Annotated in this window: 19 protein-coding genes; 17 read left to right on the top strand and 2 right to left on the bottom strand. The window is 56.9% G+C overall.

Annotated features, from left to right (window positions below; all coding sequences use genetic code 11):
• The first annotated feature begins 24 nt into the window (after positions 1–24).
• The 8 genes from AC1D2R_RS15455 (at position 25) to AC1D2R_RS15420 (ending at position 9,664) form a co-directional block, all read left to right on the top strand.
• Complete coding sequence (locus tag AC1D2R_RS15455; protein WP_477968153.1) at positions 25–177, top strand: hypothetical protein; 153 nt, start codon at positions 25–27, stop codon at positions 175–177.
• A 264-nt stretch (positions 178–441) separates the two neighbouring features.
• Positions 442–2,619 carry a tape measure protein gene (locus AC1D2R_RS15450; RefSeq protein ID WP_477968152.1) on the top strand — a complete coding sequence of 726 codons (2,178 nt, stop codon included), beginning with the start codon at positions 442–444 and terminating at the stop codon, positions 2,617–2,619.
• Between the two features lie 9 nt (positions 2,620–2,628).
• Positions 2,629–3,351 (top strand): hypothetical protein, encoded by a 723-nt coding sequence (locus AC1D2R_RS15445; protein ID WP_477968151.1) that lies wholly within the window; start codon positions 2,629–2,631, stop codon positions 3,349–3,351.
• Positions 3,352–3,359: 8 nt separating this feature from the next.
• Positions 3,360–3,926 carry a hypothetical protein gene (locus tag AC1D2R_RS15440; RefSeq protein ID WP_477968150.1) on the top strand — a complete coding sequence of 189 codons (567 nt, stop codon included), beginning with the start codon at positions 3,360–3,362 and terminating at the stop codon, positions 3,924–3,926.
• Positions 3,911–4,318: a DUF6950 family protein gene (locus AC1D2R_RS15435; protein WP_477968149.1), complete on the top strand. Its 408-nt coding sequence runs from the start codon at positions 3,911–3,913 to the stop codon at positions 4,316–4,318. Before AC1D2R_RS15440 ends, AC1D2R_RS15435 begins: the two co-directional genes overlap by 16 nt.
• A 3-nt stretch (positions 4,319–4,321) precedes the next feature.
• Positions 4,322–6,373, top strand: coding sequence for a phage tail protein (locus tag AC1D2R_RS15430; RefSeq protein WP_477968148.1), 2,052 nt, complete (start codon positions 4,322–4,324; stop codon positions 6,371–6,373).
• Between the two features lie 69 nt (positions 6,374–6,442).
• Entirely contained in the window at positions 6,443–8,008 is a 1,566-nt protein-coding gene (locus tag AC1D2R_RS15425; protein ID WP_477968147.1) for a hypothetical protein, read from the top strand.
• A gap of 3 nt (positions 8,009–8,011) precedes the next feature.
• Positions 8,012–9,664 carry a hypothetical protein gene (locus tag AC1D2R_RS15420; RefSeq protein WP_477968146.1) on the top strand — a complete coding sequence of 551 codons (1,653 nt, stop codon included), beginning with the start codon at positions 8,012–8,014 and terminating at the stop codon, positions 9,662–9,664.
• A 255-nt stretch (positions 9,665–9,919) separates the two neighbouring features.
• Here the strand turns inward: AC1D2R_RS15420 and AC1D2R_RS15415 are convergent, their stop codons facing one another.
• Positions 9,920–10,201 carry a hypothetical protein gene (locus tag AC1D2R_RS15415; protein ID WP_477968145.1) on the bottom strand — a complete coding sequence of 94 codons (282 nt, stop codon included), beginning with the start codon at positions 10,199–10,201 and terminating at the stop codon, positions 9,920–9,922.
• Positions 10,202–10,289: 88 nt separating this feature from the next.
• On the opposite strand from AC1D2R_RS15415, the gene AC1D2R_RS15410 reads away from it, so the two are divergent.
• The 7 genes from AC1D2R_RS15410 (at position 10,290) to AC1D2R_RS15380 (ending at position 12,527) form a co-directional block, all read left to right on the top strand.
• Positions 10,290–10,505, top strand: a complete 216-nt coding sequence (locus AC1D2R_RS15410) for a DUF7940 domain-containing protein (RefSeq protein ID WP_477968144.1) — start codon at positions 10,290–10,292, stop codon at positions 10,503–10,505.
• Entirely contained in the window at positions 10,489–10,980 is a 492-nt protein-coding gene (locus AC1D2R_RS15405) for a lysozyme (protein ID WP_477968143.1), read from the top strand. Before AC1D2R_RS15410 ends, AC1D2R_RS15405 begins: the two co-directional genes overlap by 17 nt.
• Entirely contained in the window at positions 10,977–11,201 is a 225-nt protein-coding gene (locus AC1D2R_RS15400) for a hypothetical protein (RefSeq protein WP_477968142.1), read from the top strand. Before AC1D2R_RS15405 ends, AC1D2R_RS15400 begins: the two co-directional genes overlap by 4 nt.
• On the top strand, positions 11,198–11,569 hold the full coding sequence (locus tag AC1D2R_RS15395) for a hypothetical protein (protein WP_477968141.1): 372 nt from the start codon (positions 11,198–11,200) through the stop codon (positions 11,567–11,569). Before AC1D2R_RS15400 ends, AC1D2R_RS15395 begins: the two co-directional genes overlap by 4 nt.
• A 52-nt stretch (positions 11,570–11,621) precedes the next feature.
• The gene (locus tag AC1D2R_RS15390) at positions 11,622–11,801 is read left to right on the top strand and encodes an anaerobic dehydrogenase (protein ID WP_477968140.1); all 180 of its coding nucleotides are present in this window, start codon (positions 11,622–11,624) and stop codon (positions 11,799–11,801) included.
• Positions 11,798–12,103: a hypothetical protein gene (locus AC1D2R_RS15385; protein ID WP_477968139.1), complete on the top strand. Its 306-nt coding sequence runs from the start codon at positions 11,798–11,800 to the stop codon at positions 12,101–12,103. Before AC1D2R_RS15390 ends, AC1D2R_RS15385 begins: the two co-directional genes overlap by 4 nt.
• 196 nt (positions 12,104–12,299) lie before the next feature.
• Entirely contained in the window at positions 12,300–12,527 is a 228-nt protein-coding gene (locus AC1D2R_RS15380; RefSeq protein ID WP_477968138.1) for a helix-turn-helix domain-containing protein, read from the top strand.
• Between the two features lie 140 nt (positions 12,528–12,667).
• Here AC1D2R_RS15380 and AC1D2R_RS15375 read toward each other — a convergent pair whose 3' ends face one another.
• The gene (locus AC1D2R_RS15375; protein WP_477968137.1) at positions 12,668–13,300 is read right to left on the bottom strand and encodes an outer membrane protein; all 633 of its coding nucleotides are present in this window, start codon (positions 13,298–13,300) and stop codon (positions 12,668–12,670) included.
• A gap of 368 nt (positions 13,301–13,668) precedes the next feature.
• Here AC1D2R_RS15375 and AC1D2R_RS15370 point away from each other — a divergent pair, with 368 nt between their 5' ends.
• Positions 13,669–14,775, top strand: a complete 1,107-nt coding sequence (locus tag AC1D2R_RS15370; RefSeq protein ID WP_477968136.1) for an acyltransferase family protein — start codon at positions 13,669–13,671, stop codon at positions 14,773–14,775.
• A 282-nt stretch (positions 14,776–15,057) separates the two neighbouring features.
• On the top strand, positions 15,058–15,217 hold a 160-nt coding region (locus tag AC1D2R_RS15365; RefSeq protein WP_477968544.1), incomplete at its 3' end, for a transposase.

Here is a 15,217-nt window from a genome sequence, read left to right as displayed (position 1 = left end):
GCGATTTACGGCACCGGCGCCGCGATGGGATTCACGCCTCAGCAAGTCAACTCGATGTCGATGTGGCAGTTCATGGCGACTGTCGAAGGCTACGCCAAGGCAAATGGCGCTGATGAAAGCAAGATGAGCGACAAGGAAGCCGACCATCTATTCGAATGGCTCAAGTCGAAAGAGTAAGCTTGGCGGCAAGTGCCGCCTTGTACTTCTTCGGCACGTATCCGCGCGTCCGGGCACCGCAGCGAGGGCATTTGTACGCGCCAACTGACAGCGTCAAGATGATCCACACGACAATCCAAGCCCCGCCAGTGAAGACACTGAGTAGCAAGTGCAGAATGTGGTTTGGTGTCTGCCTCTCGGCGAGCACCATTGCCACTTCTTCTTCGCAGAACATCCGTCGTTTCTGTATCCCCATACGCTAGTAGATAAAGCGAGATCGAACGAATGGCAACTGACCTCGAGCGTCTCGTGGTGCAGCTTTCGGCTGACATCAAAAAATATGAAAACTCGCTGAATCGGGCGATGGGCGTTACTAACAAGAACGCTCGCGCGATCGAGAGCCGTTTCGCGACGATGAACAAGAAACTGAGCAGCGGATTTGATGGCTTCGCCTCATCTGCCGCTCGTGCGTTCGCTCTCGTTGGTGGCGCAGCTGGTGCAAAAGAGTTGCTGGATGCATCAACGCGCATCGACAATGCGCTGAAGGTGGCGGGCCTGTCTGGCACCGAACTGGCCGCCGTCTATGACAAGTTGCTGATCTCGGCACAGAAGAATGCGGCCCCGATCGAGACGCTAGCGACCTTGTACGGTCGTGCCGCACAGAACCAGAAAGAACTCGGCGTTTCCAGTGCGGAGCTGCTGACCTTCACGGACAACGTGGCGCTATCGCTGCGGGTGGCTGGCACTGACGCCACAACCGCGTCAGGAGCCCTTCTGCAGTTGGGCCAGGCGCTTGGTTCTGGAACGGTTCACGCGGAAGAGTTCAATTCAATCCTCGAAGGTGCTCCGACAATCGCTCAAGCGGCTGCTGCGGGCCTAAAGGAAGCCGGTGGTTCGGTCGCGCAATTGAAGTCGCTAATCGTCGACGGCAAGGTGTCGTCCGAAGCGTTCTTCAGGGCGTTTGAAGCCGGGGCACCCATTCTTCAGGACAAGGTGGCTGGAGCTACGCTGACGCTTGGCCAGCACCTAACCAATCTTCAGAACTCGCTCATTGACGCAGCTAAGCGGTTCAACGAGTCCACGGAGGCCAGCCAGAATTTCGGTTCGGCAATAGACAACGTGGCGGGCTTCATCAACGGGATCAATTTTGACAGCTTGATCGGGCAGATCACAGCCGTGATAAACGCGCTGAATTCAGGCATCGCGGCCGCCAACAGTTTCGCCGCTACGATTGGCGGGCTAAGCGGTCTCGACAATGTCGGATCGTTCCTCACTGGCGGGTCTGCACAGAAGAGCTTCCTTGGAGGCGCCTTAACGGTTACCTCCACCAAGGAGGTGACAAATCGCATCAATGACGCGTTTGCCGGTGAAATCCAGCGAGCGGGCGACCTTACCGCGGATGCGATCAAAAACAGCGTTCTCGGTGGTGGCGCGGCTACAACGCCGAAAGGCGGGCGATTGCCTGCCGCGACAACGTCGTTCAAGCCCGTATCGATCGCAGACTTCAAGGCACCAACTGGCGGTTCTGGAGGAGGCGGGCGCAAAAAGAGCGGTGGTGGCGGAGGTGGAAGCGCAGACGACTATCAGCGTCAAATCGAACAGATCAAGGAGCGCACTCTAGCGCTTCAAAACGAGACTGTGGCACAAGCAGGGGTCAACCCGCTTATCGACGACTACGGCTTCGCGATCGAGAAAGCTCGCGCCGAAAGTGACCTGCTGACCGCGGCTCAAACGGCGGGCTTGGCAATCACTCCGGCGCTTAAGGCATCGATCGACCAACTCGCGACGGGATATGCGAATGCGAGCGTCGCGGCCGCACAGTTACAGGAATCGCAGGATAGAGCCCGAGACGCGGCGGATGAGTTCAAGAACACCGCCCACGATATAACCGGCGGGTTCATTGATGACCTTCGGAATGGTGTTTCTGCTGCTGATGCCTTGAAGAACGCACTCGATCGCGTGCTCGATAAGGTCATCGATATCGGCCTGAATTCGATCTTCGACACCGGTGGAGCCGGTGGAGGCGGGTTATTTGGCGGCCTCCTCGGCGGGGTTAGCAAGATATTCGGCTTCGCCGACGGCGGTTACACTGGTCCAGGCGGCAAGAATGAGCCGGCTGGCGTCGTCCACAAGGGCGAATACGTCATGGACGCGGAGACCACGAAGCGCATCGGCGTGAAGAACTTGCGCAGAATGCAGGGTTATGCCAGTGGCGGTCTAGTGGGCGCTCCACGAATGCCGTCTCTCGGGGGCAGCAAAGCTTCTAGACAATCTGGCGTATCTGTCCAAGTCGGAGGGACCGTCGACGATAGCGGCGGACTGCAAGCCTATGTCAAATCCGTCAGCGAGCAGACAGTCACCGAAGCCAGCCCGAAGATCGTCTCGGCTGCTAATCAGCAGGTGGTACCGACTATGGCAAAATACCAGAACAATACGGCCGGCGGCGACTACCGCAACGGTTAAGGAGGCGAAATGGCTGAAATTATAGTATGGCCGTTTTGCCTTCTCACGCCGCGCCAAGTGCAGGCAAACGTGGTCCCGTTCACGCGGTCTGGCGGCAAGTCCCTTGGCGGCGTCGAGCCTGTCACGCGGACAGACCTGGGCTATTGGGCAATTGACTACGCAAGTGTAGCGATGCGGAACCGCTACCGCGATCAATGGCGCACTTGGCAGGCCATACGGTCGGCCTTGGGCGGGCGCTCCGGACTGATTGCGGTTCGCGTTCCCTCGGGGCTTTCAGCGCCTTATGAGAGTGGTTCGTTCGAGCCGTCGCCAGAATTACCGCACAGCGACGATTCCTTCTTTGATGACGGCTCATCCTATGAGCAGGGCGCGATATCGGTCGTGACCGACGGCAACACGCCTATTGGGGCGACGTCCGTTCGCCTCCGCATCGTCAAGGCGGCAGACGATCTAGTAGGCGTCCGGTTTTCCTACAACCATGCGCTCTATGAGACTGGGCCGGTGCTGGAAGTCGATGGCGATGTCTGGACGGTATCAATCTCGCCTTCAGTCCGCGAACTCATCCCATGGGGGGCAGCGCTCGAGTTTGATCGTCCTACCTGCCTTTGCCATCTAACCGATGACCGCGGGATGGACGTGTCGGAGGACGCGATCGCCAAGAACGCCAGCCCGAATGTGAGTTTCACGGAAGCCACTGACTATTGGAACCGGCTCGCTCTGGGGCTGGGATAGGAGGCCGCATGGCAAGTCTTCGCGTTCTATGCCAGGCGGAGCTTCCGTCGGGAACCCTACGCTTCTGGGATGGGTCTGGCGGCCCGTTCGTAGGCGACGATGGAGAGATCTATCGCGCTTGCGTCCTGACTGAGGATGCCCTTGCGCAGATCGAGGCGGCTATCAATGCCGAGGCGTTCACGCTGTCGCTGGTGCTGTCTGGCGTGGACACGGAAACCAGCGATGGCGTTTGGGCAGACTATCAGGCGGGAAACATCGTCGGGTCTACTTTCCGCATTCTTCTTCAGAAGTGCGACGAGTATGAGCAGCCGGTTGGCTCTCCAATAACGAAATTCACAGGAACGGTCTCCAATCTGACTTTCGTCGATCAAGCGGGTGCGACCGGCATCAATTCTACCATTCAAGTAGACGTCGCCAACCGGTTCACTCTTCGGAACGTCACGAACGGCGCGGTCCTATCTGACGTCGATCAGCGAGCCAGGGCGAAAGTTCTCAACCCGTCCGCGCCCGACGATCGCTTTTGTGAACGTATTCCCGGCCTCAAGGATCGCACGATCAGATGGCCCAATTGGTAGCGGATCGGCTGGCGGCGTTTTTGGCCATCCAGTCCAGTCGTACTTGGCAGCCAGGCGCGGTTGACTGCTGCATCCTGCTAGCTGACTGGGCACTTTGGCTCGGCCACTCCGACCCAGCCTCTCATTTGCGCGGCGTTTACGACAGTGATGACGGTTTTCGCGCGATTGTTGCAGATGCAGGGGGCTTGGAGCCGGTGGTCGCTCGGTGCGTCGCCAATATCGGTGGTCGTCGCATCAGCGCGCCAAAGTGCGGCGCTGTCGGTGTTATCGGCAGCCAAACAAGCATCCATCGCCAGTGGGGAGCCATTTTTGATGGAGGGCGCTGGCTAATACGTTTTCGCGACGATGTCGGCCCTCTCGCCGCACGACCGATAGCAATCTGGGAAATTTGAGATATGCCGCAAACGCTTGGTCTGCTGCCCTTGATCGTGTCGTCTCTCGGCACGACAGTCGCTGCTGCGAACGCTCTATACTTGGGTACCTCAGCCCTCCTTTACGGCGGCCTAATTGCCGGTGCTACACTTCTCTCTAAAGCACTCACGCCGAAGCCGTCCGTACCAAAGCCTGAGGATGGCACCTACAATCTGAAGCAGTCTGTTCCGTCTCTGCCGATCATTCTTGGCCGCGTGAAGAAGGCTGGCGACTATATCTTCCTGGAGGAAGCGAACGGCACTGCCTGCCACATCATGGTTCACGCTGGGCATAGGATAAGCGGTTACGTTCAACACTACCTGCACGATGAGGCCGTAACCCTAGACGTTACTGGCGACGTCGTTGCACCGGCACACTTCATAAACCGCGGCAGCGACCGAGTCGTGAAATTAGACTGGCGAACAGGCCAGCCGTTCGAGACGGCGTATTCCGTTGTCGTCTCCAACTTCCCGACGATATGGAGCAACAATCATCGCGGAGACGGATTGGCTTCCGTCCGGATGCTATGCTTTACAGTTGGGACGGAAGACTATCTGAACGTCTATCCAAATCAGATGCCGGAGCACTCAGCCGTCATTGACGGCATGCTGCTGTACGACCCTCGAATTGCCGCGTCGGCCTTTACCACGAATATCGCGTTGATGCGGTTGTGGCATCTCACCAGCCCATTCGGCGGGAAGATGTCGTTAAACGATATGTATCTGCCAGATTGGATCAATGCCGCCAACGTCTGCGACCTAGCTGTTATCAACAGGTCCGGAGGCGTAGAAAGCCGCTATCACGGCGGCATGTGGTTTAGGGCGGACAGTGACCCAATTGAAGTTGGGCGCACGCTTGATCAAGCTGCCGAGCTTGTTGTTTACGAGCGGTCAGACGGTAAGATTGGTGTTCATGCAGGCGAATACAGCGCTCCGACCATAACGCTCACGCGCGATAACATCATCTCGTTCGGCCTGAATGCCAACGTCGACCCGTCAACAACTGTGTTGGCCGTCCGTGGCCGCTTTACCGATCCTGCCGACCTGTACAATACGAATGATGCCGCGATCTACGGAGATCCGTATATCGGGGAGGACACAGAGCGAACGATGACCGTCGAGAATGTGGCGGTCCAGTCTCACAACCACATGCAGCGGCTCCAGAAGCTTGCCTATATCCGGCGCAATGGGGCGAAGGTCACGATCACCGCCCACTACAATCTGGATGCCGATATCGCATATCACCGGTTTGTTCGCGTTCAATATGGCCCGAAGTTGTCAGACGCTGTGATCGAAATCACCTCAAGGGTGACAATATCGCTCAGCGACATGACTATCAATTTCAGTGGCATCGTCGTCCCTGCCGAGCTCTATTCATTCAATGCCTCCACTGAGGAAGGCGAGCCTGGCGCTTCGGTCGTTGTGGTCCCTCCAACGGGAACTCCCGCACCCCAGAATTTCAATGTTGTAATCCAAAACGAAGTTGTATCGGGTGGATCGACGGCAGCCTATGCGCTTGCGACATGGGATCACGTCTCAAACTCCCTTAGCTATGAGCTTGAGTGGGAAAAAACATCGGGATCGACAGGCCCGCAATCGGCGGTTTCCACTCCTGGTGTGGATCAGGTTCGCTCCGCATATCTAGCTGATGGCTTCCAGTACAAGTTTCGATTGCGCGCTTGGTCGTCGGGGGCGAGTTCGGCATGGACATCGTACGAAACCAGAACTGCTACAGCAGATCCAACGCCTCCCAGCATTGTAACCGGGGCTGCCGTAACGGGCGGGGCGGGACAGGGAAGCTTCAGTTGGGTAGCGCCCAACAGTCCCAATTACTCAGCGGTGCGCATCTACATCAATTCAACAAACACGTTCTCTGGGGCCGCGCTGGTGGCGACTGAGTACGGGCCGCCGAATATTGCTGACGGTCGCGTTGTGACCGGGCTGACGGCCGGCACGAAATTCGGGTTCATAGTGGCAATCAATTCCTCGGGTGTTGCCGCTTCACCGGTGGCAACAGGCTCTTTCGTCGTCACCTGACGGACGCCATCAATCCAAGAACTTTAACTTCCAGCCCGCTTAGGCGGGGTCTTTTTGCATGGAGACATCATGGCGACGGCAGCAACAGTCTTCCGCAACTACGAAACTGATGGCGTACCGTCGTCGGGCGCTCATCAGGTTAAGAAGGGGGAGGTCAGAACACTCCTCGGTGGGTATGAGCAGATCATCACCGCGTTCCTATCCAATGGTGGACTAATTTACGCATCGCGTGGATCGCTCTTCGCAGACTTGGCGCACCCAACACATTCATCGGCATGGGTCATAGGCGACACGACGGTTGCCTACAATGGCGTCTACATGAAGAACGGGGCGTCTGGCACAGGGTCGTGGACAAGGGTAGCTGATCTTCCATACTCATTCATTATTGCAACGGATGTCGGTGCTGGCACGCCGAACGCTATCCAGGCAGCCACCAGTATTCCAGTGTCTGGGTTGGCTCTAGTGTGGCTGAATATCGCGGACACGAATGGACAGGGACCGACGACTGTCCAATTCAACAGCAGTGGTCCGATCTACACTATCAAGACGAACAGCGGGAACGATCCTGTAGTGGGCGGCCTTGTTAGCGGCATGATTGTAATGGGCATTGTGTCCGGGGCAACCTTCCGGCTCATAAGCGATCAGGCAAGTGCGGCTATTCTTGCACAAGTTGAAGGGCTGGTTTCCGAAGCGGAGGCTGCGCGTGATGCTGCGGCGGACTATGCGAACTTTGCGCGCAACAACTGGGCCGCGATTGGTCCTTTCGTAGGAGTTGGCGCGCTAACAAACTACCCACTCACTGTAGACCCTGGATCCCCAAACAATATGTTTGTGATCGTCGGAGGCAATGCCCAGCTGATCACCCAAGGCGCTTATTCTCTCGTTTACTCTGGTGGCAACCCATTCATTCGGATTAACGTGCCTGCTGATGTGTCATTTGAAGTGCGGGTGAGCAACGCTATCCCGGTGAATACGCCAGCCGATGGCAGTGTTACGACAGTCAAGCTTGCAGATGGCAGCGTCACCACCGCAAAACATCCAGACGACTCTGTCACTTATGCAAAGATGCAGAATATCAGTGCAGCGCTTCGCCTTCTCGGACGTGATGCGTCGGGGGCTGGCGATCCGCAGGAGCTGACCGCTGCCCAACTGCGGGATCTCTTTCTGCCTGCCGGATCCGTGATCGACAGCGTTGTCGGAAGCTATACCACAAACGCCGATATTACGGGCGCGGGGGCGGTGATCCCAGGAGATGACACGATACCTCAGATAACCGAAGGCGTGCAGATCATCTCCGTTTCAATCACTCCGAAATCGACGGCGAACAAACTTCGAATACGTGTGAGTGGGTCCGGCAGTGTGGACGCCGTTTCTGGATGGGCGTGGGCGGTGTTCTCCGTTGGAACAGCGAATGCAATCATGGCTAATAGTCCAGTATGCGCACTTGCAGGGGCGCAAGTCCATTTTGGGGGAGAGGTTGATCTCTCTCCGGGCTCGATTGCCGCTCAGACCATAACGTTACGGGTTGGGGTGGTGACTTCCACGCAAAAGTTGAGGTTGAACGTGAATAATTCCGGTCGCCTGTTCGGAGGCGTTGCCGCCGTTCGACTCGTAGTAGAAGAAATCAAGGGATAGGCCATGCCGACGACCAAAACACCACGCCCAATGCTGGCCGATGACTTTATGCGCACGCGCCGCAAGCCTGCACAATCGAGTGTAGTTGCCAGAAAATTTACAACAAATGCGCTTGGCGCGCAGTCGGCGGTTCTTTTTGTCGGCAGGTTGCCTCGGTTCGGTGGGGCAAAGCTTGAGGTGGTTATTACGGGCAATGTCGGTGGTGTCGATTTCGGTCAAGTGACGCGAACGTTCGATCTTTTCCGTGCGACCGCCGATGTAAAAGTTAGAAGCAATACAGAAACCCCGTGGACGATGACCGTTCAGGGCGGTGGCGCCATAAGCGCTAACTTTTTTTCGTTGGGGGCCGCCGTCGAGGACACGGCTCAGTTCTTGATAGGTGTCGGGTTCACGTCATCGGCGGACAGCACGTTTTGCGAGGCTCGCGCGACGATCGTAGGCGACTACATCGATTTTGGCGCAATTGGGGGAAGTCAACTCAACGAGAACGTCGATACTGTCGCAATTTTCCCGGTAACGGGTCAGTCAAACGCGCAAGGGTATAATTCGCAAACCTACACCACGTTGGATGTCCTAGACCCAGGTCGCGCGCAGATGTTCAATAAGGGTCTTCGAATGCTATCCGATATCACGGATGCTGCGGAAGTTGTTCCGTCTTTGGCGTTTCGCGCATTGGTTGATGCCAAGGAAAGTCACAACGAACCGACCCTGTCGTGGCAGACATTCGGAACCACGTTCATGAATGGCTACCTCCAGGCGAAAGCTTCATCGATCGGCGCCGTTATGCCAAACGTTTCTGTTGGGGGGCAGACTTATGATGCGCTGAAGCTCGGAACTCAGCCGTTCAATAATTTGCTCAATGTTGTCCAGCAGGCTCGCTCAATCGCAGCAGCGGAAGGCCGTACGCCCAAGATACCGGCCATAATTTGCGATCATGGTGAAAGCAACTCGGGTGACACCAAAACTACGTATCTTGCCCGTCTTCTACAGTGGCAAACTGACTATAATAACGCGCTAGCCGAGCCAAGTCAGATCCCGTTCATTGGCAGTCAGTACTCTCATTCACAAGCCGGAGGACCGCCCCACGCTTGGCTCCAAGCGGCGGTCAGTTACCCCGACCGCTTCGTAATAGCGGGACCAAAATACCAATTCGACTACACCGACGGTATTCACCTCGATGGTTTCTCTGTTGCTAGATACGGCTACTACCTTGCTCGGGCGCTGAGGCTCTGGCAAGCGGGCGTAAGTCGCCCGTTCATGTACATTGAGACGGCGGCCAAGACCGGAAACAAAGTGCTGCTAACTGTGCACATGGCAATTACTGGTACGTCATTGGTCCTCGACACCACGACCGTCACCGACCCAGGAGGAGTCGATCCATACGGATTGCGATATCAGGATGATGCGGGGCAGACGATTTCCTCTGTCGCCATCACAGGGGCCAACACAATCGAACTGACCTTGAGCGGGTCGGCAGCAGCCGTGAACGGCAAGGTGTTCGTGGCTCAAAATTCTGTGGTGGGGTCAGCAGGCGGCAGAACAACCGGACCGCGCGCCTGCTTTCGCGATAACACCGACGAGACGTGCTCTCTGCCAACGGTGGGCACGCTCAATCTGTACAATTGGCTTTGCCACCAGATTGTTGATGTGACCTAGTTGCAGAGCTTCTGCGGTGCAAAGAGCGATATCACGCCGCCATCTGACTTGTCGCACTGGGGGTGGTCAACGGCCAGTGATCGCAAGGCGAAGACCAATCCGATGATTGCTAACAGATAAATGACGTATCGGAGGATTGTTGTCATGACGTTGAATACCGCCGGGAGGTTGCAAAGCTGCGCAACCGCAACGCCCGCAACCAAAAGGCCCGCCGCAGCGGGCCTTTCCCCTTAGGGGCATCCCCGACCTCCGCTCTCAGCCAAGGTTAACTAGATCGGCAACTAAGCTCGAAGGGAACAAAGCCATCAGCAGGAGAATGGCGATACCGAACTGGCCTAAGTAGGCGCTCCTGCTGGTAAGGCCAAGCGCACCGATACCGGCCGCGAGCCAGAAGGGGCTATGGATGGCGTAGGTATTCGCCTGCAAAAGAAGCGTCGCCACGAGCCAATAAGCCCCGCAGCGGAGAAACTTGCCGAGATAGCCCCTTATGGAGCCGAAAAGCTGGCCATCCTCTTCCTGTGCGTTCTGCATCGTCATGTGGGCCTCCGCTCGCTGACTGGTTGCTCTTGATAATCCCAAATGGCCCTCTGCGCAACCACACGTTAGTAAATCCAAGGACTCCCCAATGAAACTCATCCCCGACGTCCGCCGGGTGCTTCGGCGTGCTTGGTCGCTGCGCCTGCTTGAGCTCGCCGCAGTCGTCGACATCATCCTCAACGTTGTCCCATACATCTCCGACTACCTGCCTTGGTGGCTTACGCTGCTGGTGCTTGGCGGAGCTTGGGCGGCGCGACTTCTGGCTCAACCCGACAAGGAGGCAGCCAATGCCAAAACTGAATAAGAAGGCGGTCGCAGCAATTGCGGCCGTTGCGCTTTCCATCGGCTCGCTGATCAAGCCTTGGGAGGGGCTTTCGCTCTCCTCCTATCCCGACATCGTCGGCGTGTGGACGGCTTGCTACGGCGAGACGCTCGGCATCCGCCCGGGCATGAAGTTCACCAAGGCCGAGTGCGACGAGAAGCTGCTGACGCGCGTCACGAACGATTATTACGTGCCGCTGACGCAATGCATTGCCGACTTCGACCGCAAGCCGATCGAGTGGCAGGCAGCGGCGATCTCCGTGGCCTACAACGTCGGCGTCGGCGCCGCCTGCAAGTCAAAGTTCGCACGGCTGGCTCGCGAGAACCGCATGAAGGACAGCTGCCAGGCAATGACTGCCTTCAACAAAGCAGGCGGACGGGTAGTGCAGGGGCTCGTCAATCGGCGCGCCGCTGAGCTGAAGCTTTGCCTCAAGGGCGTGCCGGAGGGCCGGGCATGAACTCCACGGAAATTGCGAACGCACTAAACTACGTGGCCGCCTTTGTCTCGGCGCTCGTCGCTCTCTTGATCGGGTTCGACTGGCTGACGTTCTTCTCGCCGCCAGAGGCGCTCAAGATTGTCGGCGGGCTCAATCTTATCGGCCTCTTCGTGAAGGCTTTGATGACGACTGCCGAGCAGTATGCCAAGAAGCTGACGGCAAGCGGGCAGGTGGCGCAATGATCGCATTCCTCCTATCCCCAATCGGGCGGCGCCTAGCGGCCGGCGTGGGCGCTGTTGTGCTGTTGCTGGCCGCCTACGCCTATGTCGATCACCGCGGCTATGCGCGTGGCGCTGCCGATGGCGCAATCAAGATCGCCGAACTCAAGGCGGCAGCCGTTGCGGCTCGCGACGCGGAGATCGAGCGCCAGTCGGCGGCCAATGACGCCGCGAAAGCGCGAGAGGCTCAGCGGATCGCTGAGATCGCGGCCGAGAACCAATCACTAGAAGACAAGATCAAGGAGCTACAGCGTGAGGCTAGCGAAGATCCTGATGCTGGCCGCGTTGTGCTTGGCGCTCCCAGCGTGCAGCGTATCAACAAGGTCCGATAGGCTGGTCGTTCCGCCCGTGCCGCCACGGCTGGTAAAGCCGGACAGCGTACTGGTGCAGAAGTGTGCCGGGCCCGTCGACATCGGCGAAAAGGAACTGACGCAAGCCGAACTCGAACGTCTGTGGATCACCGACCGCAAGCGACTTGTGACGTGCATCCGGCGGCACATTGCACTGGTGGATTTCTACGCCGACCGCGACGCCGGACTGGCCGGCAGGACGGTGAAGAAATGACACCTGAAGACATCATGAAAGTGGTCGTGTTCTTCCTCACGATTGCGGGTTCAGGCTGGGCGATCTGGTGGAAGATCGATGCCAAGGCGAAAAGCGCTGAGGACCGGGCAGGTAAAGTCGCCGAGGATCTTGCGGAGTTCAAGCTGCGCGTCTCTGAAACCTATGCAACCAAGCAAGGCATGCAGGAGCAGACAGCCCAACTCCTCAGAGCGATCGAAGGCGTGGGGAATCGCATTGATGGGCTGCACGAGCGGCTAGATCGGGCTTTCGAGCGAACGACCGGGCGCACCACGCGGGGGTAGGATGAAGAAATAGAACGAACCAAGCAGAGAGCGACGCCGCCGTAAGCATCGCGCAGGGCTACATTAAAGCCAAGCTGCCTACACTGGCATTCCGCTATAGCCGCGACGCGCAGTTGATCACCCCAGAAAACGATGTAGGCATATTGCCTAGTTTGCAAATTGCCTATAAGTTTGCGTCTCAACCAAGGAGACGCTTATGACCAATCCAGACGCAAGCAACGAACAGCTAGTTTACCAGCCAGAGCCCACTTTCGAGGAATCCATCAAAGCATGGCGAAACCGCACCGGCTTCACGCAGGCACAGACTGCCGCGTTGCTTAGGGTCCCGCTCACGACTTACCAAGGGTGGGAACACGGACGGCCGTGTCCTACTGCTTTCGCTGTCCTCACGGCGCTCTATGCTTTGATGTCGGATGCTGCGTAATAGTGCCCTTACCAGATTCTCAAAGAGTTTAATCCAGCCGCCTCTCCTTAATCGGGGAGGCGGCTTTTTTTTGTTTTCGGGGCTTGTCGGCACAAAAAAAGCCCCGCCGAAGCGAGGCTTAGCTTTGCCTGGGAGCAATTCTAGAATTTTACGCCGACACCGAACTTCACGACACTCTGATCCAGATCGACGTCAACACCCAAGATATCTTTGCTGCCGAAGTCGTTGTAGCGATATTCGCCGCGAACGAAGACGTTGTTCGTGAACGCATAGTCGATACCAGCGCCAACAGTGTAGCCGTTGAACGTCTTAGACTCCTTGTCGAAGCCAGGCACGTCTACAAAGCCACTGCTCGCGGTCCAGCCGGCCGCACCGTAAATCAACGCCCTATCGAACGCGTAACCCACTCGAGCGCGTGCAGCGCCTGCCCAGTCAGTACCGACGCTCACGTCGCCGCCGAGAAAGTCCTTGTCATTCCAGTTGTGTTCGACATTGCCTTCGACACCAAGCACGATGTTGTCGAACTGCCAGTTGTAGCCGACGAAGGCGCCGAACAGGCCGCCATTGAAGTCTTCGGAGACAGTGCTGCCGCCCGCTGAGAAGTCACCGTTCAGCCAACCTGCGCCTCCGTCGATACCGAAGTATGGGCCGACCCAAGTGAATACCGGTGCAGCAGCAACTGGCGCAGGCGCCGGCTGTTCCACCAGATCAGCAGCGAATACGGCCGTGCTCGAAGCCAGGGCGATAACCGTTGCAGCAATGAACTTTTTCATACGTGTATTCTCTCTTGTTTACCTATTGCTCTACCTACACGTTAGTGCATGCCAATGCTGTAGCTTTGACGCAACACGGAGTAGAAAGCGCCGCGGGATCGCGGACGCCTTCCATGGCCTCAAGGCACATGGTCTGCGCGACGATCCATTCGTCGCCTCGATCGTCCTCGCCCACTTGTAGCCGGCGCGATCCACCATCCCTAAGAATTCAGCTACCAAACGCCTCAGTGGGAGTTTCTTATCCATCGCCTGACACGATTGAATTCGTTGTGCAGCAGTAATCGACGCATGGCTGATCAGGCAGAGTTTGGTCTAGATCGCACTGCACAAAATCTCTATGGTGACCGCTACAACCATACGGGGTCACCATGAGAAAGCACATTCCGCATTTCGAGGTTCTTCGCGGCTTAGCAGCCCTATGGGTGTTTGTGAGCCACGTACTACTCATTACGAATGTGAGAATGGGATTTCTCGGACGAGGCGATGAGGCGGTGGAAGTTTTCATCATGTTGTCCGGCTTTGTGATCACGCTGATGCTCGTGAACGAAGATGAGCCTTATGACCGATACATCTTCCGGCGCGTCATGAGGCTCTATCCACTGTTCCTGATCGCGCTGATCTACGGAATGATGACGGACAATCTTTACGCTCCGGTGTTTGGAGAATCTCCCTATCTGAGCAGCATTCGTAACGTCTTTCAGACCAGAGAGTTAAATCTGGAGCAATCTTACTCTCAGCACCTGGCTTTGCATTTGACGATGTTCCACGGCGTGGTGCCAGATAGTTTGCTCCCGCAAGCGCCCCTTATGTTTTCGGGTCCTTTGTGGAGCATCTCTCTAGAGTGGCAGTTCTACTTAGTCGCGCCGCTGATCATCGGCTTGATCGCGTTTGGAAACATCCGATCAATCGCCATTTCTGCTGGTGTATTGCTCGCCGCGATTGCGTTACAGAAAATCATCAATGCTCATTGGAAGGGTGAGGTTCCGTCGTTCCTTCCGCTTAGACTTCCCTTGTTTATCGTCGGCATCATGTGCGCGTCACTGTGGCGCGAGGCCAGAAAAGCAGATGTAAAGGTCCTGGCTCTAGCAACAGTTGCGGGCTTCATTGTCACATCGCTGTTCGCTCCGAACGTGCTTCCGATCGCGATGTGGTTCGGCATGTACTTCCTTGCCGCTGCGCATGACAAGTTCGGCGTAGGCAGGTTCGCCGATAAGGTGATCTCGTCTCCGGTGCCCACGTTCATTGGCCGTGTATCTTACGGGCTCTATGTCCTGCATGTGCCGACGATGATGCTGGTGTCCTATTACGTTGCGTTCCCACTGGACATTCACAGCAGGCTTCGGGCGGCTGCAGTGATCGCGGCTATAACGCTGCCAATCGCCCTGGGGCTGGCTTTTCTCAGTTTCACTTATATCGAGCGCCCGCTTGCAAGATGGGCCAGAGAGTCTGGTCGCCAGCGCGAACCGGCCGAATAACCCCCACCGCCCCATCATCATCTGATGGGGTGCTGTGACCGAAATTCGTATACAAACTTCGGACAGCCGCCTCTCTTTAACCGGGGAGGCGGCTTTTTTTGTTTCAGCAAGATGCTGGTGGATCGCATCGGCAAAAGGCTGCGGTTGCAACGGAGTTTTGGGGATTCCGCTTGACGCGATCCACACGTACAATGTAAGCGCCGTCTCCGCCCCATTGGATTGGCTATATTTTGAGGCTTGCTGCGTGTGCGAGAAGGTTTCCAGGACTAACTGGAGATTTGCATGGCAGAAGATGGATTTGTGGGTCGCTACGAAGTTGTCGAGCCGCGCCGGGGAAATCGGCGTTGGCCGGATGACGTTAAGGCTCGGATTGTAGCGGAAAGCTTTCAGCCCGGTGTTCGTGTTGTTGATGTTGCGCGTCGTCATGACGTTATAGCAAACC

Source organism: Rhizobium sp. P1_C7 (assembly GCF_056406295.1).
Note: the sequence above shows the minus strand (reverse complement) of the source record. Positions and strands in the feature narration are given on the sequence as shown.